This window comes from uncultured Stenotrophomonas sp. (genome assembly GCF_945952405.1).
Lineage (GTDB): Bacteria > Pseudomonadota > Gammaproteobacteria > Xanthomonadales > Xanthomonadaceae > Stenotrophomonas.
Genome location: NZ_CAMFIA010000009.1, coordinates 118,830 through 144,188 on the forward strand (window position 1 = coordinate 118,830; position 25,359 = coordinate 144,188).

Genomic DNA, 25,359 nt, shown 5'->3' on the forward strand with positions numbered 1-25,359 from the left:
CAGACCGTACGTCCGCGCTTTTTTGCAACCGGATTTCCGTGAAGCGCAGGCGTGACTTCGGCACCCCCTCGGTAGCCAAAGTGAGAATTCCGTGACCCAAGCCGCAATCCTCGTCCTCGAAGACGGCACCGTATTCGAGGGCGAATCCGTAGGCGCGCCCGGCCTGTCCGTCGGTGAGGTGGTGTTCAACACCGCCATGACCGGCTACCAGGAAGTGCTGACCGACCCGTCCTACGCCCGGCAGATGGTCACGCTGACCTATCCGCATATCGGTAACACCGGCATGACCGACCAGGACGATGAAGCGTCCAAGGTGTGGTCGGCCGGCCTGATCGTGCGCGACGTTCCGCGCCGTCCCAGCAACTGGCGCAGCCAGGTGTCGCTGCAGGACTGGCTGATCCAGCGTGGCGTCGTCGCCATCGCCGGCATCGATACCCGCAAGCTGACCCGCATCCTGCGCGAGAAGGGCGCGCAGAACGGTGCGCTGATGGCCGGTGACATCGACGTGGAAAAGGCACTGGAAGCCGCCCGCAAGTTCCCGGGGCTCAAGGGCATGGATCTGGCCAAGGTCGTCACTACCGAGAAGACCTACGTCTGGACCGAGGGCCAGCTGGACCTGGATGCCAACGCCTTCGTCAGCGTGCCGGCCAAGTACAAGGTCGTGGCCTACGATTTCGGCGTGAAGACCAACATCCTGCGCATGCTGGCCGAGCGCGGCTGCGAGGTCACCGTGGTGCCGGCACAGACCCCGGCCGCCGAGGTGCTGGCGCTGAAGCCGGACGGCGTGTTCCTGTCCAACGGCCCGGGTGACCCGGAACCGTGCGACTACGCGATCGCCGCGATCAAGACCTTCATCGACGTGAAGATCCCGACCTTCGGCATCTGCCTGGGCCACCAGCTGCTGGGCCTGGCCTCGGGCGCGCAGACCGTCAAGATGGGCCACGGCCACCACGGCGCCAACCACCCGGTGCAGGATCTGGACAGCGGCCGCGTGATGATCACCTCGCAGAACCACGGCTTCGCGGTCGATGAATCGACCCTGCCGCCGACCCTGCGCGTGACCCATCGTTCGCTGTTCGATGGCACCAACCAGGGCATCGCGCGCACCGACGTGCCGGCGTTCTCGTTCCAGGGCCATCCGGAAGCCTCGCCGGGCCCGCACGATGTCGGCCCGCTGTTCGATCGCTTCGTGGTGCTGATGGAAGAGGCCAAGGCCTGATGCGCAACCTCGCGCTGCTGCTGCCGCTGCTTTGCGTTGCCGGTCTCGCCTCGGCGGCGCCGGCGAGCGAAGCCGCTTTGGCGGACGTGATGCGGACGTTGCACAAGGACACGATGGGAGCCTCGTCGGCCGAAATGATGGTGGCCGAAGTGCCGTCGCTGAAGGTGCTGCCCGAGGGCGACCGCCAGTGTGCCCGCAGCGCCCTCCATGCGGTGCTGATTGGCCAGGCCAGGCAATCGGTGATCAACGATCTTGGCGACGACGGCGACACCGTCATCGCCGAATGGGCGCGCTTCCTGGACACCCCGTCAGGCAAGGGCTACCTGGCCCTCGAAGGCGCCGTCAGCGCTGCCGAGGCCGAGGCCATCGATGTGCAGAGCGAGCAGTACCAGTCCGTGTTCGCGGCGTTCCTGGCCAGCCCGGCGCACACGCGCCTGACGGCCAGTTTCAGCCGCCTGGCGATGCCCGGCGACCTGCCGGAGCAGCTGGCGAAAGGATTGCAGGACCAGTGCCGGATTGCGCTGAACCCCAAAGAGATTTCCTGATCGACAGCGTGCGATCACTCCCCCTTGTCACGCTGTACTGACTTAGAGAAGAAAATGCCCAAGCGCACTGACCTCAAGACCATCCTCATCATCGGTGCTGGCCCGATCGTCATCGGCCAGGCCTGCGAGTTCGACTACTCTGGCGCCCAGGCCTGCAAGGCCCTGCGCGACGAGGGTTACCGCGTGGTGCTGGTCAACAGCAACCCGGCCACGATCATGACCGATCCGGAGATGGCCGACGCCGTCTACATCGAGCCGATCAACTGGCAGACCGTCGAGAAGATCATCGACAAGGAGCGCCCCGACGCGCTGCTGCCGACCATGGGCGGCCAGACCGCGCTGAACTGCGCGCTGGACCTGGCCGATCACGGCGTGCTGGAGAAGTACAACGTCGAGCTGATCGGTGCCAAGCGCGAAGCGATCCGCATGGCCGAAGACCGCGAGCTGTTCCGCGTAGCCATGAGCGAGATCGGCCTGGAGTGCCCGAGCGCCGCCGTCGCCCATACCCTGGACGAAGCGCTGGAGATCCAGACCCGCGTTGGCTACCCGACCATCATCCGCCCGAGCTTCACCCTGGGCGGCAGCGGTGGCGGCATCGCCTACAACCGCGAAGAGCTGGTCGAGATCGTCAACCGCGGCCTGGAACTGTCGCCGACCACCGAAGTGCTGGTGGAAGAATCGGTGCTGGGCTGGAAGGAATTCGAGATGGAAGTGGTCCGCGATACCGCGGACAACTGCATCATCGTCTGCTCGATCGAGAACCTGGACCCGATGGGCGTGCATACCGGTGACTCGATCACCGTGGCCCCGGCGCAGACCCTGACCGACAAGGAATACCAGCGCCTGCGCGATGCCTCCATCGCGGTGCTGCGCAAGATCGGCGTCGATACCGGCGGCTCGAACGTGCAGTTCGGCATCAACCCGACCACCGGCCGCGTGGTCGTGATCGAGATGAACCCGCGCGTGTCGCGCTCCTCGGCGCTGGCCTCCAAGGCCACCGGCTTCCCGATCGCCAAGGTCGCTGCCAAGCTGGCCGTGGGCTACACCCTGGACGAACTGAAGAACGAGATCACCGGTGGCCTGACCCCGGCCTCGTTCGAGCCGTCGATCGACTACGTCGTCACCAAGATCCCGCGCTTCGCCTTCGAGAAGTTCCCGGCCGCCGATGCGCGCCTGACCACCCAGATGAAGTCGGTGGGTGAGGTGATGGCGATGGGTCGCACCTTCCAGGAGTCGGTGCAGAAGGCCCTGCGTGGCCTGGAAACCGGCAAGGTCGGCTTCGACCCGACCGGCCTGGACCTGGCCAACGAAGAAGACCTGCAGACCCTGCGTCGTGAGCTGAAGGCACCGGGTCCGGAGCGCCTGTTCTTCGTCGCTGACGCGTTCCGTGCCGGCATGAGCGTGGAAGAGATCTACGCGCTGTCGTTCATCGACCATTGGTTCCTGGACCAGATCGAGGAAATCATCGCGGCCGAAGTGGCCGTGGCCGCCGATGGCATCGACGCACTGGATGCGGCACGCCTGCGCAAGCTGAAGCGTGCCGGCTTCTCCGACGCCCGCCTGGCACAGCTGACCGGCACCAACGAAGCGGCCATCCGCGCGCTGCGTCGTGCGCACAAGGTGCGCCCGGTCTACAAGCGCGTGGACTCCTGCGCCGCCGAGTTCGCCACCGGTACCGCCTACCTGTACTCGACCTACGAGGACGAGTGCGAGGCCGCGCCGAGCAACCGCGACAAGATCATGATCCTGGGCGGTGGCCCGAACCGCATCGGCCAGGGCATCGAGTTCGACTACTGCTGCGTGCACGCGGCACTGGTGCTGCGCGAGGATGGCTATGAAACCATCATGGTCAACTGCAACCCGGAAACCGTGTCGACCGACTACGACACCTCCGACCGACTGTACTTCGAGCCGCTGACCCTGGAAGACGTGCTGGAAATCGTCGAGCTGGAACAGCCGAAGGGCGTGATCGTGCAGTACGGCGGCCAGACCCCGCTGAAGCTGGCGCGCGCGCTGGAAGCCAACGGCGTGCCGGTGATCGGCACCAGCCCGGACTCGATCGACCTGGCCGAAGACCGCGAGCGCTTCCAGCAGCTGGTCGACACGCTGGGCCTGAAGCAGCCGCCGAACCGCATCGCCCGCAATGACCAGGAAGCCCTGCTGCTGGCCCGCGAGATCGGCTACCCGCTGGTGGTGCGCCCGAGCTACGTGCTGGGCGGCCGCGCGATGGAAATCGTCTATGGCGAATCCGACCTGGCCCGCTACGTGCGCGATGCGGTGAAGGTGTCCAACGATTCGCCGGTGCTGCTGGACCGCTTCCTCGACAATGCGGTCGAGTGCGACGTCGACATCATTGCCGACAAGGATGGCAACGTGCTGATCGGTGGCGTGATGGAGCACATCGAGGAGGCCGGCGTGCACTCGGGCGATTCCTCGTGCTCGCTGCCGCCGTACTCGCTCTCGGCTGAAACCCAGGCCGAACTGCGCCGCCAGGTGGTGGAGCTGGCCAAGGCCCTGAACGTGGTTGGCCTGATGAACACCCAGTTCGCCATCCAGAGCAGCGACGACGGTGCCGACACCATCTACCTGCTGGAAGTGAACCCGCGTGCCTCGCGCACCGTGCCGTTCGTGTCCAAGGCTACCGGCATGCCGCTGGCCAAGATCGCTGCACGCTGCATGGCCGGCAAGACTCTGGCCGAGCAGGGCGCGACCAAGGAAATCGTGCCGGATTACTACTCGGTGAAGGAAGCGATCTTCCCGTTCGCCAAGTTCCAGGGCGTCGATCCGATCCTCGGGCCGGAAATGCGCTCGACCGGTGAAGTGATGGGCGTGGGCCGCACCTTCAACGCCGCCTTCGCGCGTGCGCAGGAAGCCGGCGGCATCAAGGCTCCGCCGATCGGCAAGGCCTTCGTCTCGGTGCGTGATCCGGACAAGAAGCGCGTGCTGCCGGTGGCCAAGGCGCTGCTGGCGCGCGGCTACAGCCTGGTTGCGACGCGCGGCACCGCCGCATGGCTGCAGCAGCACGGCATGGACTGCGAGATCATCAACAAGGTGGTCGAAGGCCGTCCGCATATCGTCGACTCGATCAAGAACGGCGAGATCGTCTACATCGTCAACACCACCGAAGGTCGTTCGGCGATCAACGACTCGTTCTCGATCCGTCGCGAGGCGCTGCAGCACCGCGTTACCTACTCGACCACCATTGCCGGCGCCAAGGCGCTGGTGGATTCACTGGAATTCCGCGGCACCGGCCCCGTCTGGTCGCTGCAGGAGCTGCACAAGGAGTTGAATGCATGAGAGCCCCCATCACCATGAAGGGCGCGCAGAAGCTGCGCGATGAGCTGGATCACCTGAAGTCGGTCAAGCGCCCGAAAGTGATCGCCGCGATCGCCGAAGCGCGTGAGCATGGCGACCTGAAGGAGAATGCCGAGTACCACGCCGCGCGCGAGGAACAGGGCTTCATCGAAGGCCGCATCAAGCAGCTGGAAGGCGAGCTGTCGCACGCCGAGATCATCGACGTGAGCAAGCTCAATGCCGGCTCCAAGGTGGTGTTCGGCGCCAGCGTGACCCTGGCCGATGTGGAAACCGACGAAGAAAAGAAGTACCAGATCGTCGGTGACCTGGAAGCGGACATCAAGCTGGGTCTGATCGCGATTTCCTCGCCGGTGGCACGCGCGATGATCGGCAAGCTGGAAGGCGATTCGATCGTGATCGACGCCCCGGCCGGCCAGCGCGAGTACGAGATCGTCAGCGTCAGCTACCTGGACTGACCCTGTGGCGACGGCGACCCTGCTGTTGCCGGCACGCAGCCGCTTCGCCGCGGCTGCGCTGCCGGACGATGTGGCGCGTGCGCTCGGCCGTGCCACGGCGGTGCAGGTCGCGCCGGGCGAGCGCGCGCAGCTGACGCGCCATTTCACGGTCGCCGCGCCGCACTGGCCGGTGGCCGCGTTGACCCGCCAGCGTGACGTCGGCGATGCCGCCGGCGCCAGCTGGCTGCGCGCCGATCCGGCCTGCATGGTGCCCGACATGCATGGCGCGCGGATGATGGCCTACGGCGAGACCCTGCGGCCGACGCTGGCTGACAGCCTGGCCCTGCTGCCGGTGCTGCAGCCGCTGTTCGCCGATGCGGGATTCGCCCTCGACGCACCTGATCCGTCGCGCTGGTATGTGCGGCTGCCGATCGACCTGGCCTTGCCGGAGTTCGACAGTCCGGACGAGGTGCTGGGTGATGACCTGTTCTCGCACCTGCCGGAAGGCGAGGGCGGCCGCCGCTGGCGGGCGCTGATGACCGAGGCGCAGGTGCTGTTGCACAACCATTCCTGGAACCAGCAACGCGCCGCGCAGGGACAGCAGCCGATCAATTCGCTGTGGTTCTGGGGCGGTGGTGTGATGCCGGTATCGGTCAGTACGCCGCATGCACAGGTGCGCAGCCGCGATGCCCTGTTGCAGGGCCTGGCCCTGGCCGCAGGCGTTGCCGTAGACGGCGAGCAGGCGGTGGATGCACTGGTCGATCTGCGCCAGCTGCGTTCGCTGCAGCAGCTGGGCCATGACGCGATCCGTCCGTTGTTGGCGGCGCTGAAGCGCGGTGAGCTGCAACGGCTGGTGCTGGACTTCGAGGACGGCCTGCAGTTCCAGCTGGACCGTGGCCAGCGCTGGCAGTTCTGGAAGAAGCCGCGGCAGCTGCACGACTGATCCCGGCGTTCCGCCTGTAGCGCCGAGCCCACGCTCGGCTGCTTCGCTATCGAATCTCGGTGACGTAGGTCGGCAATTGCCAGTGCCGCTGGCCCGGGGTGAGGCAATCCGGGCCGATGTATTCCGCGCCCAGGTTCAACCGGGTGCCGTCCCACACCCAGTGCCGGGTCGTGCCGCACGCCTCCTTGCCGGTGGCCACGCCTTCTTCAACAAACACCGCGTGCAGGTCGAGCGGAGACAGCAGGGCGCGGGTGATCAACGTGGGCGAGTACGGTGGCCGGTCGCGGATCAACCACGTGCCCGCTGGAATGTTGTAGCGATCGCGTGTACAGCTCAGCTGCGCAAGTACATGGCGGGCGTCCACCCGCTCGATGCCCAGCCGGCGCGAGGATTCCCCGGCACAGTCCTGGCGGGCGGCGGCGACAGGCTGCAGCAGCTGCAGCAGGTCCGCGCGCTCGCCAAGCCTGGCATCTTCCTCACGGGTCTCGAGCCGCAACGGCGGGGCGTCCAGCGGCGGCGCAGCGGCGGCGGCAGGCACACTCGATTCCGACCGCGAGCCCTTGCTCATCAATGCGCCGGGGGTCTGTGCGCGGCCCTGCACCTGGTCCATCTTCAACAACAACGTGCGAGCGCCCAGACCCGACAGCGGCCAGGCATGGCCCGCAGCGTCGTGCATCTCGATCTGCCTGCCATGTGCCAGCGCCTCGATCAGCGCCATCACGTGGCGCGCGGGCAGCTCCAGGCCGAGGTCGGGGGCCTCCATGTGGCCGATGGCACCCAGGTCCTTGCCGTCGACCCGTAGCCGCACGCTGCCTTCCAGCGCTGCGGTCGCCGGGCTGTGGGCTGAGGCATCAAGGTCCTCGGCCATCGACAGGCGGCCGGTGACGGCGGTCTGCGGTCCGCCGGCGCGTTCGAACAGGATGCTCAGCATCAGCGGTGCCGACGGGCCGAAAGCGGCCAGCCGGCAGGTGCCGGTGTTGTCGCAGGCCATGAAGGCGTCGCGTTCGAAGAAGGCGGCGCCGGTGGCTGCGGCGATCGACGCGAAGGGGAGCACAAGCAGCGATGCCAGCAGCAATGCCTTCAGCAACGGATGCGCAGGCAGCCGGGGAAGCGTGCGCATTCAACGCACCTCGCTGATCAGGGTCGGCAGCATCCAGTGCCCACCCGGCATGCCGCGGCACAGGCCGGTGCTGAAGGCGCTGCTGGCCACGAAGCGGTGTCCATCCCAGGTCCAGTCCGCGCCGGACACGCAGTCGCCGATGCCACGGCCCTTGTAGCGTGCGAACAGGGTGCGCTCGTCACGGCTGAAGCCTTCTGCTTCCAGGGTGACCGTCTGCGCTGCGAACGGCGCTCGATCGCGCGCGATCCAGAAGCCATTGCTGTAGTTGTACGCCCCCATCTGACATAGCGCCTGCACCAGTACATGCTGGTCATCGAGCCGTTCGATCACCATCTCCGGGGTTCCGGTGTACTCGACCAGGCGCGGGCAGTCGTCACTGTTGCCGAGCGTGGCGATCAGCGCGGCGCGCAGCGCTTCGCTGCTGCCGAGCGCGGCATCGCTGGCACGGGGAGCCGCCACGGCGCCGCGTACGATCACCGGCATCGCCCGTGCCGGCGGCACGCTCGCTTCGGCGCGCTTGCCACGCCGTACCAATGCGCCGGGCGTGCCCACCCGGCCCTGTGCCTCGTCCATCTTCAGCAGCACGGCGGCCGCGCCCCGGTCGGAAATCGGCCAGCGCGTGCCGCGATGATCGATCACCTCGATGCGCGCCTGGCCGGGCAGGGCGGCCAGCAGGGCAGCAACCTGCGCCGGCCGCAGCGTCACCTGCTGGTCGGCACCGGTGTCCTCTGCACGGCCCAGGTCACGGTCGTTCAGCAGCAGGCGCAGTGAACCTTCCGGCGCTGCGCTTTCGCCATCTTCACCCACCCGCAGGCGTGCCTTCACCGCGGTGCCGGGGCCGCCGTCACGCTCCAGCATCAGCGCCATCAGGCTGTCTGCGTTCTCCGGCGCGTAGCCGGCGGCACGGCAGGTGCCGGTGTTGTCGCAGGCAAGCATCCAATCGTGGTGCACGAATTCGATGCCGGGCGTTGGCGGTGTGCCTGCGCCTGCGGCGTGGGCAGCGGGCGCGAGAAGCAGGCTGGCAAGCAGCGCGGACAGCGGGTGATACATGGCGAATTCCCTTTCAGAAGCGCGCAAGCATGGGCGATCGTCACGCCTGCGCCAAGCCTGGGCCGAGCCAACCGGGCTGCGCGCGGTATCATGCCCGGGTCTTCCGCAACCCGGCGATGCCGATGTCCCTTGCCGCCGATGCCGTGCAGTCGTCCTCCGATACGCCGATGATCCGCCGCCGCGATGCGGTTGCGCCGGGTGCATGGCCGGACGGTACGCTGCCACTGCTGGCCCGTCTCTACGCCAGCCGGAGCGCCGCCACGCCGGAGCTGGCGTTGCCGAAGCTGGGCAGCCTGCATGCGCCCGAGCTGATGACCGGCATCGACGATGCCGTCGGCCTGCTGCTGCAGGCCATCGCCAACGACAAGCGGATCCTGGTGGTTGGCGATTTCGATTGCGACGGCGCTACCGCCTGTGCGGTCGGCGTGCGCGGCCTGCGCATGCTCGGCGCGCAGCACGTCTTCCACGCGGTGCCGAACCGCATGGTGCACGGTTATGGCCTGTCGCCCTCGCTGGTTGACGAGCTGGCGGCCCTGCAGCCGGACCTGCTGGTCACCGTGGACCATGGCATCGCCTGCCACGCCGGTGTCACCGCGGCCAAGGCGCGCGGCTGGCAGGTGCTGGTCACCGACCACCATCTGCCGGGCCCGCAACTGCCGCCGGCGGATGTGATCGTCGATCCGAACCTCGACGGCGACGCGTTCCCCAGCAAGTCACTGGCCGGTGTGGGGGTGATCTTCTACGTGCTGATGGCGTTGCGCCGGCAGATGCGCGAGGCCGGTGTCTTCGCCGATGGCAAGGGGCCGGACCTGACCACGCTGCTGGACCTGGTGGCCGTTGGCACGGTGGCCGACCTGGTGGCGCTGGACCCGAACAACCGGGCGTTGGTGAGTGCCGGCCTGCGTCGGCTGCGTGCAGGCCAGGGGTGCGTCGGCCTGCGTGCGCTGATCGAAGCGAGCGGCCGCGATGCCGCGCGGCTGACCGCCACCGACATCGGGTTCGCGCTGGGGCCGCGGCTGAACGCTGCCGGCCGTCTGGAAGACATGGCGCTGGGCATTGCGCTGCTGCTGACGGAAGACCCGCGCCAGGCGCGCGAGATCGCGCAGACGCTGGAGCAGATCAATGCCGAGCGGCGCGCGGTGCAGCAGTCGATGACCGACGATGCCGAGCAGGCGTTGACCCGCGTGGTGCTGGACATGGCGGGGCAGCGGCCGGTGGCCGCCTGCCTGTTCGACGCCGATTGGCATCCGGGCGTGGTCGGCCTGGTCGCCTCGAAGATGAAGGATCGCCTGCATCGCCCGGTGATCGCCTTTGCCCCGGCGGAGCCCGGCGCCGACATGCTGCGTGGCTCGGCGCGCTCGATTCCCGGCCTGCATATCCGTGATGCGCTGGCGCTGGTCGATGCGCGCCACCCTGGCTTGATCGAACGCTTCGGTGGGCATGCCATGGCCGCTGGCCTCAGCCTGCGGCTGGATCATGTCGAGGACTTCAAGGCGGCCTTCGTGGCGGTGGTGCTGGAGATGCTGGACCCGGCTGCGCTGCAGCAGCAGGTGCTGAGCGACGGCGAACTGGCGGCTGACGAACTCGACCATCGCCATGCCGACGCGCTGCGCCTGGCCGGCCCGTGGGGCCAGGGCTTCCCGGAGCCACTGTTCGACGGCCATTTCGAAGTCGCCAACTGGCGCGTGCTGAAGGAGCGCCACCTGAAGCTGGAGCTGCGCCTGCCGGGCGTGCCCGGCACCTTCAACGCGATCCACTTTGGCGGCTGGCACGGCAACGCACCGGATCGCCATGTCCACCTCGCCTACCGACTGGCCTGCGACGACTATCGCGGCGGCACCGCCATCCAGCTGATCGTCGAACACTGCCTCCCCGCCTGACACCTAAAAAGGGGACGGAGGGAATTAAGTCGTTTGTGCCTTGTTTGCCGATTGCGACTTAATCCCCTCCGTCCCCTTTTTTTACTTCGGTGACCAGCAGGGGGAGTTCCCAGGTGCCGCCGGGGACGCCGCGGCACAGGCCGGCCGCCGCTTCCGAGGTGGCGACGAACGTGCGGCCATTCCAGGTCCAGCTGCCATGCGACATGCAGTCGGCCAGGCCACGGCCCTTCTGCGCGGCGATGATCTGGCCGTTGTCGTAGTCGATCGCATCGCTGGTCACCCACTGTGCCTGGAATGGGGCCTGCCGGCGGGCGACCCAGTAGCCGTCACCGCTGTTGTAGGCCCCCCGCCAGCAGGGCACGTTGACCAGAACGTGCTGTGCGTCGAGCGGCCGGACCTCCAGCGCTGAATTGCTCAGCGGAATATCGGCATCGGCCTCCAGCAGGCCCTCGCAACTGGGGTCCGGTAGCGTGTGCCGCAGCGCTGCACGCAGCGCCGGCGAGGCGGCCAGGCGGGCGAGTGCCGGGTCGTCGTGGCTCGCATCCAGGCTCGGCGCGCTGTGCACCACCGGCATCGGCAACGCTGCCGGCACGCGGGCTTCGGGACGGTTGCCCTTGCGCATCACCGCGCCGGGCGTGTCCAGGCGGCCCTGGTATTCGTCGATCTTCAACAGCGCCGCCGCGGCCCCCTTGTCCGACAGTGGCCAGCGATGGCCGGCAGCGTCGGTCACGCTGATCCCACCGTCGCGCACCAGGGCCGACAGCAGCGCGCAGGTCTGGGCAGCGTTCAAGGTGTGCATGCCTTCACCCCTGGCCGCCGCCAGCAGGCCCAGATCCTGCTGATGGATGCGCAGGTGCAGCGTGCCCCTGGGCTGGGTCAGTCCCTCCTCGGGGCGCAGCAAGAGACGTCCCTCGATGGCCTGGTCGGGGCCGCCCTTGCGGGTGAGCAGGACGCTCAGGGTGCTGGTGTCGTCGGTCGCGTAGCCGGCCGCGCGGCAGGTGAGGGTGTTGTCACAGGCCACGACCCAGTCGTGGTGCTCGAAATACAGGCTCCTGGCCGGTGTGGCGGCGTTAGCGTTCAGGGCGCCGGCCAAGGCCAGTACGGTGGTCAACAGAGGCAATCGCATCGGCATCCTTGCACGTGTGGGAGAGTGGGGCATGGTGCCTGCCGTCGGGGGCGATGAAAAGCCGCGCAGCCTGCAACCCCGTTGCGGTCGTTCGCGCGTTCAATGGTCCACGATCCCACTGGAGCCCCGTCATGCTCTTCGCCCGTTGCTGCACTGTGGTGTTGCTGATCCTCGCGGCCTGGCCCGCCAGCGCCCAGGTCCCCCGCATCGCCCGGCCGCCCGCCGCCCTGCCGCTGCTGATCGCGCCTGCCGCCGAGCGACCGGTGCAGTTGCAGCAGGCGCGCATCGAGGGCGAGGTGCAGGCGGGCATCGCCCAGACCCGGATCACCCTGGAATTCCACAACCCGAACCGGCGCGTGCTGGAGGGCGAGCTGCAGTTCCCGCTGGCCGATGGCCAGCAGATCACCGGCTTCGCGCTGGACATCAACGGTGAGCTGCGCGAAGCGGTACCGGTGCCGAAGGATCGTGGCCGCCAGGTCTTCGAGGAGATCGCCCGCCGTGGCGTCGACCCCGGCCTGCTGGAACAGACGGCCGGCAATCAATTCCGCCTGCGCATCTATCCGTTGCCTGCCGCTGGCAGCCGTCGCGTGCAGCTGGTGCTGCGCGAGCCGCTCGCGTTCGCCGGCAAAGGGTGGCAATGGACGCTGCCGCTGCAGTTTGCCGCCGCTGCCAGCGCGGTCGAACTGAAGCTGCAGGCGCCGGGCGCGGTCACCGCTGGAACGGCGCCGTTCCGCATCGATGCAGGCCAGCTGCAGTGGCAGGGCCGGGGTGCGCAGTTGCCGGCGCAGCTGCAATGGACGCTGCCGGTCGCGCGCCAGGCGCAGGTGCAGGTGGCCCGCTGGCAGGACGGTCACTACCTGCTGGCGCAGCTGCCGGTGCCAACCCGGATCCGGCAGCGCAGCGTGCCCTCGGAGGTGGGGCTGCTGTGGGATGCCTCCGGCTCGGCCGGCCAGCGTGACCGCACGCAGGAGTTCGCCCTGCTTGATCGCTACTTCGCCGCAATGGGCGAGGGCACCGTCGCGCTCAGCGTACTGCGCGACCGCGCCGAGTCGGTACGGCGCTTCCGCATCCGTGCCGGCAACTGGAGCGAGCTGCGTGCGGTGCTGCAGGCGCTGCGTCCGGATGGCGCCAGCGCGCTGGCGCAGTGGCAGCCGCAGCCGAGCGTGAAGGAGTACCTGCTGGTCAGCGATGGCCTGCTTACCTACGGGACGGAAGCCTTGCCGGCGCTGGCAGCGGGTCAGCGCCTGTTCGCAATCAGCAGCGCCGGCGCGCATACCGACACGGTGCGCCTGCGCGGCTGGAGCGAGGCGCATGGCGGCCGTTTCGTCGCGTTGGGCAAGGATCCCGATGCGGCCGCGCGAGCGCTTCTGTCATCGCCGCGGGACGTACAGATCGATGCAGGCCGGGGCGTGCAGGACGTGGTGATCGATCGCCGCAGCGAAGCCCAGGGATGGCTGTGGCTGCATGCCCGCCTCGCCGCTGAGGGCGTGCCGATGCGGGTTCGCCTGGACGGAGGTGAGTGGGAGGCGCTGCCGGCGACGCAGAACAGTGATGACGGCGAGCTGCTGGCGGGGCTGTGGGCGCAGGCCCGGTTGCAGCAGCTCGCGGCCGACCGCCGCGGCAACCGCGAAGCCATGCAGCGGCTGTCGCAGCAGTTCGGCCTGGTCGGTCCGGACACTTCACTGATCGTGCTGGAGACCCTGGAGGACTATCTGCGCTATGCGATCCGCCCGGCCGGCACATTGCGCGCCGACTACGACGCGCGGTTCGCACGACAGGTGAGCGACCGCGCCGCCGCCGATCGCCAGCGCCTGGATGAGGTCGCTGTGCGCTGGAAGGAACGCCAGCAGTGGTGGAGCCGAAGCTGGCCGAAGGGCGCGCCGCCGCAGCTGAAGGGCAGGGCGCTGGAAGTGGCCGCCGCGGATTACGCGATGGAATCGGCGCCGGTGGCGATGCTCGCTGCGCCTGCACCAGCGGCACCGCCTGCCCCGGCGCCGGTGGCTGCGGCAGCCGAGCAGCGCATGCAGGCCGCCAGCGCGCGCGCGCGCCGATCGGCCACTGCATCCGGCAACGCGCTGGATTCGGTGGTGGTGACCGGCAGCGTTGCCGCGTCGCCGGCCGCTGCCAATGAGGGCCAGATCGGTATCCAGCTGGCCGCGTGGCAGCCGGACTCGGCGATTGCCCGGCGCCTGCGCGAAGGCCCGCCCGCGCAGTTGTACGACCGCTATCTGGCCGAGCGCGAGGCGCATGCGGACAGCAGCGCGTTCTTCCTGGATGTGGCCGATCTGCTGCTGGCGCAGGGGCAGCGCGAGTTGGCGCTACGGGTACTGTCGAACCTGGCCGAGATGGAGCTGGACAACCGCCACCTGCTGCGGGTGCTGGGTTACCGGCTGATGCAGGCCGACGCACCGGCGTTGGCGGTGCCGGTGTTCGAGCAGGTGCTGGCGATGGGCCAGGAAGAGCCGCAGAGCTTCCGCGATCTTGGCCTGGCGCTGGCGGCAGCCGGCAAGCCGCAGCAGGCGCTGCTGCCGCTGTACCAGGTGGTGGTGCGGCCGTGGGACAACCGCTTCGATGGCATCGCGTTGATCGCGCTGGATGAGCTGACCAACCTGGTCGCGCGCAGCACGCCACGCCTGGACACCCGCGCGATCGATCCGCGGCTGCTGCAGGCGATGCCGCTGGACCTGCGCGTGGTGCTGTCGTGGGATGCCGACAACAGCGACATGGATCTGTGGGTGACCGATCCGAACGGCGAGCGCGCCTACTACGGCAACCGGTTGACCTACCAGGGCGGGCAGATGTCGCAGGACTTCACGGGGGGCTATGGTCCCGAGCAGTTCTCACTGCGCAACGCCAAGCCCGGGAAGTACAAGGTGGAGGCGAACTACTTCGGCAGCCGCCAGCAGCTGGTGACCGGCGCCACCACGCTGATGCTGCGCCTGACCACCCAGTGGGGCACGCCGAAGCAGAAGGACCAGAGCGTCACGATGCGCTTGAAGGACCGCGCCGAGACCGTGCTGGTGGGCGAGTTCGAGGTGAAATGACCGCGGTGGAGCCGGGCCAGCCGAGCGATGCTGGGTGGTCCGGGTGTAGCGCCGAGCCAATGCTCGGCTCAGGGCCGAATCAGCCGAGCATGGCTCGGCTCTACAGGGGCATTCGTGCAGGGTGGCTTGGATGTAGCGCCGAGCCAATGCTCGGCTCAGGTCCGGGACGGCCGGGCAGGGCCCGGCACTGCACAGGGAATCCAGCGCGCGAGCACCACACCGCCGCCGAGGATCAGCAGGGTGCCGAGGGTTTGCCACAGCAGGACGCTGGCGGCGCCGTCAGGCAGCGGAACGCGGTGCGCCAGCGCATCGATGATCGGTCGTGCCAGCAGGTAGACCGCCACCACGCCGAGCACACCCAGCACCCGCTGCGCGATACCCTGGGGATTGGCCGGCCAGCCGCGCCACTGCAGCCACGTCACCAGCAGGCTGAGTGCCAGCAGGCGCGCGGCCTCGCCGGTTGGCACGAGGTGCGTCAGCAGCGAGGTCCACGCCAGCGCCAGGCCCATCCCCAGCAGCAGCGGTGTCTGCCAGCGCCGGTTCGCATGCAGCCCGGGCATCAGCTGCCACGCCAGTACTGCCACGCCGATGCCGACCAGCCATCCGGCCAGCACGTCGGCCAGGAAATGCCGGCCCAGGTACATCCGTGACAGCGCCATCAGCAGCGGCCAGCCGAATGCCAAGGCCCAGCGCAGCCAGCGGCGGCGGATGCCGAACGCCAGCAGCAGGCCGACGCAGGCCGCGGTGGCTACGCCGACATGGCCACTGTTGAAACCGTAGTCGGCATCGGGCTGGGCGCGCAGCATTGCAATGGCCTGTGCGTCGGGCAGTGACCAGAACGTGCGCCCGCCACCGTCGACCACGAACGGGTGCGACGGCACGCCTTTATCCAGCACGCGCGCGTCCACGTCCGAAGGGCGGGGCAGGGCGGCACTCTGCTTGATCGCGTGGGTGGCACAGGCCATCAGCAGCACGGCCAGCATCACGCACAGGCCGGCACGCAGCCGTGCACCGAACGCGCACAGCAGGATCAGTGCGGTGTAGGCCATTTCGTAGCCGAGCAGGCTGATGAACTGCATCAGCGTCAGCACCCAGCCGGCGTCGAAGGTCTGCTGCAACCACAGGTGCCAGTGCGTCTGGAACATCCGTTGTCCTCAATCGGTAGGGGCGAGCCCGCGCCGGGCTCATGGCAGAAGCCGCCGGGCAGCGGTCCGGCGTCGCAACGCTGGGGTTCTCATTGGGCTCCGGACGATAGCGGATCCGCACGCAGGCCGAACAGGGGGCGCAGCCAGCGCGTTCGCCGGATCAGCAGTTCGTGGATCAGCAGGCAACCGGCGAGGGTGCCGGCCACCAGCAGTGCCGGTTCCAGCCACGGGCCCAGCTGCCAGGGCCGCAGCAGGTACAGCAGCACGATCAGCACGGTCTGGTGCAGGATGTACCAGCTGAACACCGCTTCCCGGCAATAGCCCAGGCCGCGCCAGGGGCGGTCCAGCAGCACGCGCGCCCAGCCGAACAGGGCCAGCAGCATGCACCAGGTATAGAGTGCGCGGCCGACACGTTCGGTCTGGGCCCAGGGCAGGGCCTGTACCCAGGCATCCACTTCACCGGCCTGCGGCAGGCGCGACAGCGCGCGGATGCCCAGCTCCAGGCACAGCCCCAGCACGGCCAGGGCCAGGGTCAAGCGGCGCCCGCGTACCAGCAGTTCCCAGCCGCGTTGCCAGCGTGCCGCCAGGAAGCCACCCAGGAACAGCGGCAACGACTCGGCATGCACGTACACGTCGTCCAGCAGCGCGTGGCTGGGTGGCCAGCGCGGCATCAGCACCAGCAGGGCCCAGCTCAGCCAGGCGACCGGCAGCACCAGCAGCACCACGCACAGCAGGCGGTCCCCCAGCAGCCCGGGCGGCAGCAGCGGGCGCAGCGGACGCAGCAGGCTGGCCAGGACGACCGCCAGTACCGTGTAGGGAAGCAGGTAGGCCAGGTACCACAGGTGGTTCCAGGTGAAGCCGTAGGCGGCCCCGGTGAAATGGGCGTCCGGCCACGGCCGGAACTGCCAGTAGCGCCACAGGAAATGGGCCAGGCCGGGTGCCACGTCGCCCTTGTCGAGGGCCTCGCAGTAGGCCTGCAGGGACACCACCGCGACGATGCCGAACAGCAGGGGCAACTGCAGGCGCCAGCAGCGACGCAGCGTGTGCCGCAGCCGCCCGTGTTCGGGCAGCGACAGGCCCAGGGCGATGCCACTGATCGCGAACAGCAGCGGCATCCGCCAACGGTTGAGCGCGATCATCGGCCATTGCAGCCACTCGAAGGTGTAGGCGCTCTTGAGGTGAAAGTCCCAGCCGGCCACATAGGCCATGCCGGCGTGATAGAGGATCAGCAGCGCGAACGCGGCGATGCGCAGGGTGTCCAGATCGTGGCGACGGTGCATGGCGATGGGTATCGGAAGGTGGCTTCACCATCCGCTGCCCCCTTCCGCGCGGCCAGCGCAGGGGGGGCAATGGGGGCCGCGCGGGGGCCAATGGTGGCGTTGCCGGGACCAATGGCCGGTGCGGTCGCGGCTGGATCGGCAACAATGACCGGCATGGAAAATGGAACTCCGGCGGCGCTGCCCGTCCCCGTTGCAGAATCGCCGCGCCGTGGGCTGGCGGCCGCATTCTGGTCGCTGCTGTTCCTCGGCACCGCCGCGGGCAACGTGCTGGCACAGTGGATGCGCGCGTTACGTGATGCGCAGCCTTTCCCCGCGGCGGCGACGTCCATCGAAGAATTCAGCAGCGCGCTGGCCAGCCTTGGCCTGCTGGTGCTGCTGCACGCGGGGGCGCGGCGCTGGCCGTTGCATGCCGATACCTGGCGGCGCCGGATCGGCATCTACGTGCTGGGTGGGGTCGCCTGGTGGCTGCTGCACGTCAGTGGCATGGTGCTGTTGCGCAAGCTGGCCTTCGCGCTGGCCGGCCAGCACTACACCTATGGTGACTGGCCGACGCAGTGGTTCTACGAGTTCTTCAAGGATGTGCAGACCTACAGCCTGCTGGTGATCGCCGTGCACGCCGCGGCCTGGTTCGGCCGCCAGCGGCAGGGCGAGGCGCACCTGCTGGCGCCGCCCGACGAGGGCCCGCCGGTGGAGCCGGTGGAACGCCCACAGCACTTCCTGGTACGCAAGCTGGGCAAGGAGTTCCTGGTTGCTACCGCGGACGTTGAGTACGCCCAGGCGGCCGGCAATTACGTGAACCTGCGGGTACGCGGTCACGATTACCCGCTGCGGATCACCATGGCGGTGCTGGAGCAGCGGCTCGATCCAGCGGTGTTCCTGCGCCCGCACCGCAGCTGGCTGATCAACCGCGATCAGCTGCGCTCGATCCAGCCGCTGGACGGGGGCGAGGCCCTGCTGCACATGGCCGACGGGGCCAGCGTACCGTGCAGCCGGCGCCAGCTGCCGCTGCTGCGGCAGGCGCTGGGCGGGGCGGCTGGGTAGCGTCGACTGCGGGGCGACCTTCGCGCGCCGCACGGGCTTCAGCGCAACCTGAATGAAAAGCCGTCGACGGGCAGTCGACCCCACCAGCCGTCAGGTTGCAGCCTGGAGGCCGGCCATGGCCCCTCATGCCGGGCGGCACCGGCCTGCGGTATCATTGGCAGTCATCTTTTGAATGCATAACCGCCGACATGATCGAACTGAATCCTGTCCGCCAGCGCATCACCGATCTGACCGATCGCGTGCTGTCGCTTCGGGGGTATCTTTGACTACGACGCCAAGAAAGAGCGTCTTGAAGAAGTAACGCGGGAGCTGGAAAGCCCCGACGTCTGGAACAACGCCGAGTATGCCCAGAACCTGGGCCGCGAGCGTTCCAGCCTGGAAAAGACCGTGGGCGGCATCGCCTCGGTACTCGACGGCCTGGCCGATGCCACCGAGCTGCTGGAGCTGGCCGAGTCCGAACAGGACGAGGACACCGCACTGGCCGTGGTCGCCGACCTGGACAAGCACCAGGCGCACGTCGAGAAGCTGGAATTCCAGCGCATGTTCTCCGGCGAGATGGACAACGCTGCCGCGTTCGTCGACATCCAGGCCGGTGCCGGCGGCACCGAAGCCCAGGACTGGGCCGAGATCCTGCTGCGCATGTACCTGCGCTGGTGCGAATCGCGTGGCTGGAAGACCGAGCTGATGGAAGTCTCCGGCGGCGACGTTGCCGGTATCAAGTCGGCCACGCTGCGCGTGGAGGGTGACTATGCCTACGGCTGGCTGAAGACCGAGACCGGCGTGCACCGCCTGGTGCGCAAGTCGCCGTTCGACTCGGACAACCGTCGCCACACCAGCTTCACTTCGGTGTTCGTGTCGCCGGAAATCGACGACAACATCGACATCACCATCAATCCGGCCGACCTGCGTACCGACGTGTACCGTTCGTCCGGTGCCGGTGGCCAGCACGTCAACAAGACCGAGTCGGCGGTGCGTATCACCCACATCCCGACCAACATCGTGGTGGCGTGCCAGACCGGCCGCAGCCAGCACCAGAACCGCGACAACGCGATGAAGATGCTGGCCGCCAAGCTGTACGAGCTGGAGATCCAGAAGCGCAACGCCGAGAAGGACGCGGTGGAAGCCACCAAGTCCGACATCGGCTGGGGCAGCCAGATCCGCAACTACGTGCTCGACCAGAGCCGTATCAAGGACCTGCGCACCGGCATTGAACGCTCGGATACGCAGAAGGTGCTCGACGGCGACCTGGACGAGTTCGTCGAGGCCAGCCTGAAGGCCGGCCTGGCCGTGGGCTCCAAGCGCGTCGATGCCTGATCGGCACGCCTGCGCCGATATCATCGCCTTCCGCAACGGAGGGCGATGATGCGCAGCGAGAGTGAACGCAAGGAACTGGGCGGCTTCCTCAAGGCCTGCCGTGCACGTGTTGATCCCGCCACGCTCGGCCTGCCGGCCGGGCGCCGGCGTACGCCCGGCCTGAAGCGCGAGGAGGTAGCGCTGGCGATCGGGGTCAGCGTCAGCTGGTACACCTGGATCGAGCAGGGCCGCGAAGTGCGTGCCTCGCCCGAGGTGCTGGAACGGCTGGCACAGGTGTTGCGCATGAGCGATGACGAGCGCGCCTATGCGTTCGCGCTGTCCGGTTACGGCGTGCCGCTGGAGTCGCCCGACGAAAGCGTGACCGATGGCCTGCGCCAGCTGGTGGAGGCGATGCAGCCGATCCCGGCCTATGTGCGCAATACCCGCTTCGACATCCTGGCGTGGAACCCGGCCATCGCCGAGCTGTTTGTCGACTACAGCCAGCTGGCGCCGCACGAGCGCAACACGCTGCGGCTGATGTTCCTGTACCCGCCGTACCGCTCGCTGATCCTCAACTGGGAGGAGATGACCCGCGGCCTGCTGGCAGGCTTCCGCGCGGCCATGGCGCAGGCGCCGGACAAGACCCCGTTCCTGGCCCTGGTCGAGGACATCGCCGCGCACAGCGAAGTGTTCCGCCAGTGGTGGCCGGAGCACGATGTGCGTCGATTCGACGAAGGCGCGAAGAAGCTGAACCACCCCACGCGCGGGCTGCTGGACCTGCAGTACGTGGCGCTGGTGCCGGAGAGCCGGCACGACCTGTCACTGGTGACCTACCTGCCGCGGAAGTAGGGCGGCGGCGGCGGGGCTTGCAGCCCTTTCCCGCGCGGCCTGTTGTAGAGCCGAGCCGATGCTCGGCTACGTTTCGTTCCAATTTCGAAACAGTCGATTCCGATGGAGATTCATCCACGCATGGCGCGGATCTACGGGCCGCCATCCCACTGAATGCAGGCCTTTGACCTGACGTTGCGCTGGCCTCTGCGGGTGCAGGGCGCAGCCCTGCCGATAACCCCATTCAGGCAGGTAAGTGCAGGTCACAGGATAAGCAGACGCCTTGTTGCATCCCGCGAACGGGTCCACATTCCTGTGCAGGAGACGGGCCGCCGCCCGTTGTCGAGACACCAGGAGACCTGCATGTCCGCTGCCCCCAGCACTGCCATTTCCCGCGATCCGGCCACCGGCCAACAGATCGCCAGCCATCCCTTTGCCAGCGACGCCGAGCTGGATGCGATCCTCGAGCGCGGCCAGGCCGGCTTCAGCGCCTGGAGTGCCAGCAGCCTCGAACAGCGGGCACAGGTGCTGCGCGCGATGGCCGCCGTGCTGCGTCGCGACCGGGAGGCGCTGGCTGCGCTGGCCACCGCCGAAATGGGCAAGGTCCAGGCCGAGTCGCTGGCCGAGATCGAAAAGTGCGCCGTGCTGTGCGACTGGTACGCCGACAACGGCGCGCGGTTCCTGCGCGATGAGCCGACCCAGGTTGCCGACGACAAGGCCTATGTGTCCTACCTGCCGCTGGGCGTGGTGCTCGGCATCATGCCGTGGAACTTCCCGTACTGGCAGGTGATGCGCGCGGCGGTTCCGATCCTGATGGGGGGCAATGGCTTCCTGCTGAAGCCGGCCGAGAACATCGTCGGCACCGCGCAGCTGCTCGACGCCGCCTGGCGCGATGCCGGATTGCCGGATGGCGCCTTCATCGCCGCCAACATCAGCCGTGAAGGTACCAGCCGCGCGATCGCCGATGACCGCATCGCGGCCGTGACCCTCACCGGCAGCGTGGCCGCTGGCCGCAGCATCGCCGCGCAGGCCGGGCAGGCACTGAAGAAGGTGGTGCTGGAACTCGGTGGCTCGGACCCGTTCATCGTGCTGGCCGATGCCGATCTTGATGCCGCGGTCGATGCGGCGGTGGCCTCTCGCTTCCAGAACACCGGGCAGGTCTGCATCGCCGGCAAGCGCATCATCGTCGAAGAGCCGGTCTACGAGCGGTTCGTGGCGCAGTTCTGCCAGAAGGTGCAGGCGCTGACCGTGGGCGATGGCCGCGACGCCGGCAACCGGATCGGCCCGATGGCGCGCCAGGACCTGCTCGAACAGCTTGACGCGCAGGTGCGTGCCTCGGTCGATGCCGGCGCGCAGCTGCTGGTCGGTGGCCACCAGCTCGACCGGCCGGGAGCGTTCTACGCACCCACCGTGCTGGCCGGCGTGGAGCCGGGCATGCAGGCCTTCGATACCGAGACCTTTGGCCCGGTCGCGTCGATCAGCCGTGCGCGCGACGCCGATCATGCGGTGGAGCTGGCCAACCAGAGCGAGTTCGGCCTCAGCGGCAACCTGTGGACGGCTGACCGCGCACGCGCGATGCAGCTGGCGCGCCGGCTGCAGACCGGCGGCGTATTCGTCAATGGCTTCTCCGCCTCGGACCCGCGGGTGCCGATCGGCGGGGTGAAGAAGAGTGGTTTCGGCCGCGAGCTCTCGCACTTCGGCATCCGCGAGTTCGTCAACGCGCAGACGGTGTGGTTCGACCGGCGTTGACGCGCAGCTTCCCTCGTTCCTGCAACGATCCATCCCCAGTCCAGCGAAAAGGACCGCATTCCCATGTCCAAGGGTTCAGACCTGCTCGTCGCCGCGCTTGAAAACGAAGGCGTCGAGCGCATTTTCGGCATCCCCGGCGAGGAAAACCTCGACGTGGTCGAGTCGCTCCGCCATTCCAGCATCGAACTGGTCATCACCCGCCATGAGCAGGCCGCGGTGTTCATGGCGGCCACCTATGGCCGCCTGACCGGCAAGCCGGGCGTGTGCCTGGCCACGCTCGGCCCGGGCGCACTGAACTTCACCACCGGCGCTGCGTATGCGCTGCTGGGTGCGTGGCCGGTGATCCTGATCACCGGCCAGAAGGGGATCGTCGCCAGCAAGCAGGCGCGCTTCCAGATCGTCGACATCGTCAGCACGATGAAGCCGCTGACCAAGCAGGCGCGGCAGATCGTCTCGGCGCGCACCATCCCGACCATCGTCCGCGAAGCATTCCGGGTTGCCCAGGAAGAGCGGCCGGGCCCGGTGCTGCTGGAACTGCCCGAGGACATCGCCGCCGACCAGGTCGAGGGCGTGGCGCTGATCCCGCCGCATGTGGTGGACCGGCCGGTGGCCAGCCCGGAGGCGCTCGAGCGCGCGGCGGACATCATCCGCGCCGCCAAGCGCCCGCTGCTGATGATCGCCTCGGCGGCATCGCGGCCGCAGTCCAGTGAGGCGCTGTCGGCGTTCGTGCTGCGTGCGGGCATTCCGTTCTTCACCACGCAGATGGGCAAGGGCGCGGTGGCTGGAGGCTCGGGCCTGTACATGGGCACCGCCGCGCTGACCGAACGCGACTACGTGCACATGGCGATCGACCAGGCCGACGTGATCGTCACCATCGGCCATGAGGTCACCGAAAAGCCGCCGTTCGTGATGCGTCCGGGCGGGCCGACCGTGATCCATATCGGCTATTCGCAGGCAGCGGTGGAGCAGGTGTACTTCCCGCAGGTCGAGGTGATCGGCGATATCGGCCGCTCGCTGACCCAGCTGGCCGAGCGCATCGAAGGCGCGGTGCCCAACGCCGCCGCGCTGCTGCCGCTGCGCGCGACCATCCTGGAGCATCTGGCCGACCGTGCCGAAGAAGACGGATTCACCCCGCAGCGTCTGGTCCACGATGTGCGCCAGGTGATGCCGCCGGACGGCATCGTGGCGCTGGACAACGGCATGTACAAGATCTGGTTTGCCCGCAACTACCGTACCCAGGTGGCCAATACGCTGCTGCTGGACAATGCGCTGGCGACGATGGGGGCGGGCCTGCCGTCGGCGATCATGGCCTCGATCCTGTATCCGCAGCGGCGGGTGCTGGCGGTGTGCGGCGACGGCGGTTTCATGATGAACAGCCAGGAGCTGGAGACCGCGCGCCGGCTGGGCCTGAACCTGGTGGTGCTGATCCTCAACGACGGTGCCTACGGGATGATCCGCTGGAAGCAGGCGGTGGACGGCTTCACCGATTATGGAATGACCTTCGGCAACCCGGATTTCGTCAAGTACGCCGAGGCCTACGGCTGCCGGGGCCACGACGTGACGGCCATCGACCAGTTCGTGCCGACCCTGGAGGCGGCGTTCAACGAGGGCGGCGTGCACCTGGTGTCGGTGCCGATCGACTACTCGGAGAACGAGCGGGTGCTGGTGGACGAGCTGCGCCAGGCGTTCCCCGGAACCCGCTAGGGCGGGGTCCGGCCCGGTAGCCGGGAGGGGGTCAGCCGCAGGGCCGGGGCAGGGTGGTTTTGGTATGCTGTGGAACCGGCTGTGCCGGGTGCAAGATCCCCCCTCACTACACGATTCCCGCAGATCCATGAGCGAAGCTACCGATACCCCCCCCGTCGACGAAAACAAGTTGATCGCCGAGCGCCGTGAGAAACTCAAAGCGCTGCGTGGGCAGGGCATCGCGTACCCGAACGACTTCCGTCGCGAGGACTTCGCTGGCCGTCTGCAGGAAGAATTCGCTGACGCTGCGCAGTGGACCGCCGAGGCGCTGGAAGGCAATGGCCGCCAGGTGAAGATGGCCGGCCGCCTGATGGCCAAGCGCATCATGGGCAAGGCCAGCTTCGCGCAGATCCAGGACGAGTCCGGTCGCATCCAGCTGTTCCTGCAGGGCGCGGCGCTGGGCGATGCCTACACCGCCTTCAAGGGCTGGGACGTGGGCGACATCATCGCCGTCGAAGGCGGCCTGACCCGCACCAAGACCGGCGAGCTGTCGGTCAAGGCCGAATCGATCCGCCTGCTGACCAAGTCGCTGCGCCCGCTGCCGGACAAGTGGCATGGCCTGGCCGACGTCGAGCAGCGCTACCGCCAGCGCTATGTCGACCTGATCGTGACCCCGGAGTCGCGTGCGGTGTTCATCAAGCGCTCGAAGATCATCCGCGCCATGCGTGCCTGGCTGGACAACCGCGACTTCCTGGAAGTCGAGACGCCGATGATGCACTACATCCCCGGCGGCGCGGCGGCCAAGCCGTTCACCACCCACCACAACGCGCTGGACCTGGACCTGTACCTGCGCGTGGCGCCGGAGCTGTACCTCAAGCGCCTGACCGTGGGTGGCCTGGAGCGGGTGTACGAGATCAACCGCAATTTCCGCAACGAAGGCGTCAGCACCCGTCACAACCCGGAATTCACCATGATGGAGCTGTACGAGGCCTACGCCACGTACAACGAGATCATGGACCTGACCGAAGGCGTGATCCGTGACGTGGCCAAGACCGTCAACGATGGCTCCACCGAAGTGGAGTGGGACGGCGCCAGGATCGACCTGGGCCCGGCGTTCCGCCGCTGGCGCATGGACGAGGCGGTGCGTCACCACAACCCGGAAATCTCCGCCGCCGACTGCACCGACCGCGATGCGCTGCTGCGCCATTGCGAGCGCCTGAAGATCAAGGTCAAGCCGTCCTACGGCTGGGGCAAGCTGCTGCTGGAGATCTTCGAAGCCACCGTCGAGCACACCCTGATCCAGCCGACCTTCATCACCGACCACCCGGTGGAGGTCTCGCCGCTGGCCCGTGCCAACGACAACGATCCGGGCTACACCGACCGCTTCGAGCTGTTCGTCAACGGCAAGGAACTGGCCAACGGCTTCTCCGAGTTGAACGACCCGGAGGACCAGGCGCAGCGCTTCCAGGCCCAGGTGGCGGCGAAGGAAGGCGGTGACGACGAGGCGATGCACTACGACGCCGACTACATCCGTGCGCTGGAGTATGGCATGGCCCCGACCGGCGGCCTCGGCATCGGCGTCGATCGCCTGGTGATGCTGCTGACCGGCAGCAGCTCGATCCGTGATGTGCTGCTGTTCCCGTACATGCGTCCGGAGCAGTAAG

General features: G+C 68.1%; 18 protein-coding genes. 13 read left to right on the forward strand and 5 right to left on the reverse strand.

Going from position 1 to position 25,359, the window contains the following annotated elements; genetic code table 11:
• The first annotated feature begins 91 nt into the window (after nt 1-91).
• From carA to Q0P60_RS11470, 5 genes are read left to right on the forward strand one after another with little or no spacing between them, the layout of a single operon-like run.
• Nucleotides 92-1,219, forward strand: a complete 1,128-nt coding sequence (gene carA, locus Q0P60_RS11450; RefSeq protein ID WP_294993045.1) for a glutamine-hydrolyzing carbamoyl-phosphate synthase small subunit — start codon at nt 92-94, stop codon at nt 1,217-1,219.
• A complete protein-coding gene (locus Q0P60_RS11455; RefSeq protein WP_294993048.1) occupies nt 1,219-1,764 on the forward strand; it encodes a hypothetical protein in 546 nt (181 codons plus the stop codon). The genes carA and Q0P60_RS11455 overlap by 1 nt, the downstream gene beginning before the upstream one ends.
• A 54-nt stretch (nt 1,765-1,818) precedes the next feature.
• Entirely contained in the window at nt 1,819-5,061 is a 3,243-nt protein-coding gene (carB, locus tag Q0P60_RS11460) for a carbamoyl-phosphate synthase large subunit (protein WP_294993051.1), read from the forward strand.
• Between the two features lie 8 nt (nt 5,062-5,069).
• Nucleotides 5,070-5,534 (forward strand): transcription elongation factor GreA, encoded by a 465-nt coding sequence (greA, locus tag Q0P60_RS11465; RefSeq protein WP_188489793.1) that lies wholly within the window; start codon nt 5,070-5,072, stop codon nt 5,532-5,534.
• Nucleotides 5,535-5,538: 4 nt separating this feature from the next.
• Complete coding sequence (locus Q0P60_RS11470; RefSeq protein WP_294993054.1) at nt 5,539-6,456, forward strand: phosphoglycerate mutase; 918 nt, start codon at nt 5,539-5,541, stop codon at nt 6,454-6,456.
• 46 nt (nt 6,457-6,502) lie between these two features.
• Here the strand turns inward: Q0P60_RS11470 and Q0P60_RS11475 are convergent, their stop codons facing one another.
• A complete protein-coding gene (locus Q0P60_RS11475; protein WP_294993057.1) occupies nt 6,503-7,576 on the reverse strand; it encodes a DUF1176 domain-containing protein in 1,074 nt (357 codons plus the stop codon).
• Nucleotides 7,577-8,626, reverse strand: a complete 1,050-nt coding sequence (locus tag Q0P60_RS11480) for a DUF1176 domain-containing protein (protein ID WP_294993060.1) — start codon at nt 8,624-8,626, stop codon at nt 7,577-7,579. It abuts the gene before it with no gap.
• 122 nt (nt 8,627-8,748) lie between these two features.
• Here Q0P60_RS11480 and recJ point away from each other — a divergent pair, with 122 nt between their 5' ends.
• Entirely contained in the window at nt 8,749-10,506 is a 1,758-nt protein-coding gene (gene recJ / locus Q0P60_RS11485) for a single-stranded-DNA-specific exonuclease RecJ (RefSeq protein WP_294993175.1), read from the forward strand.
• A 58-nt stretch (nt 10,507-10,564) separates the two neighbouring features.
• Here recJ and Q0P60_RS11490 read toward each other — a convergent pair whose 3' ends face one another.
• Nucleotides 10,565-11,632: a DUF1176 domain-containing protein gene (locus tag Q0P60_RS11490; RefSeq protein WP_294993062.1), complete on the reverse strand. Its 1,068-nt coding sequence runs from the start codon at nt 11,630-11,632 to the stop codon at nt 10,565-10,567.
• A 131-nt stretch (nt 11,633-11,763) separates the two neighbouring features.
• On the opposite strand from Q0P60_RS11490, the gene Q0P60_RS11495 reads away from it, so the two are divergent.
• Nucleotides 11,764-14,676 (forward strand): VIT domain-containing protein, encoded by a 2,913-nt coding sequence (locus Q0P60_RS11495; RefSeq protein WP_294993065.1) that lies wholly within the window; start codon nt 11,764-11,766, stop codon nt 14,674-14,676.
• A 155-nt stretch (nt 14,677-14,831) separates the two neighbouring features.
• Here Q0P60_RS11495 and Q0P60_RS11500 read toward each other — a convergent pair whose 3' ends face one another.
• Complete coding sequence (locus Q0P60_RS11500) at nt 14,832-15,821, reverse strand: phosphatase PAP2 family protein (protein WP_294993068.1); 990 nt, start codon at nt 15,819-15,821, stop codon at nt 14,832-14,834.
• 89 nt (nt 15,822-15,910) lie between these two features.
• A complete protein-coding gene (locus tag Q0P60_RS11505; protein ID WP_294993070.1) occupies nt 15,911-17,101 on the reverse strand; it encodes an acyltransferase family protein in 1,191 nt (396 codons plus the stop codon).
• A gap of 144 nt (nt 17,102-17,245) precedes the next feature.
• Between Q0P60_RS11505 and Q0P60_RS11510 the strand changes: the two genes are divergently transcribed.
• The 6 genes from Q0P60_RS11510 to lysS all read left to right on the forward strand — a co-directional run bounded on the left by Q0P60_RS11510 (nt 17,246) and on the right by lysS (nt 25,358).
• A complete protein-coding gene (locus Q0P60_RS11510; protein ID WP_294993073.1) occupies nt 17,246-18,142 on the forward strand; it encodes a LytTR family DNA-binding domain-containing protein in 897 nt (298 codons plus the stop codon).
• A gap of 188 nt (nt 18,143-18,330) precedes the next feature.
• Nucleotides 18,331-19,456 (forward strand): peptide chain release factor 2 gene (gene prfB / locus Q0P60_RS11515; protein ID WP_012510936.1). Its coding sequence is split into 2 segments (ribosomal slippage): nt 18,331-18,405 and nt 18,407-19,456, totalling 1,125 coding nucleotides; the frame shifts between segments, so codons are not numbered across the junction.
• Between the two features lie 45 nt (nt 19,457-19,501).
• Nucleotides 19,502-20,284, forward strand: a complete 783-nt coding sequence (locus tag Q0P60_RS11520; protein WP_345780330.1) for a helix-turn-helix transcriptional regulator — start codon at nt 19,502-19,504, stop codon at nt 20,282-20,284.
• A gap of 342 nt (nt 20,285-20,626) precedes the next feature.
• Nucleotides 20,627-22,012, forward strand: a complete 1,386-nt coding sequence (locus Q0P60_RS11525; protein WP_294993081.1) for an NAD-dependent succinate-semialdehyde dehydrogenase — start codon at nt 20,627-20,629, stop codon at nt 22,010-22,012.
• Nucleotides 22,013-22,075: 63 nt separating this feature from the next.
• Nucleotides 22,076-23,716 carry an acetolactate synthase large subunit gene (locus Q0P60_RS11530; RefSeq protein ID WP_294993084.1) on the forward strand — a complete coding sequence of 547 codons (1,641 nt, stop codon included), beginning with the start codon at nt 22,076-22,078 and terminating at the stop codon, nt 23,714-23,716.
• 127 nt (nt 23,717-23,843) lie between these two features.
• Nucleotides 23,844-25,358, forward strand: coding sequence for a lysine--tRNA ligase (lysS, locus tag Q0P60_RS11535; RefSeq protein ID WP_294993087.1), 1,515 nt, complete (start codon nt 23,844-23,846; stop codon nt 25,356-25,358).
• The last annotated feature ends 1 nt before the right edge of the window (nt 25,359 follow it).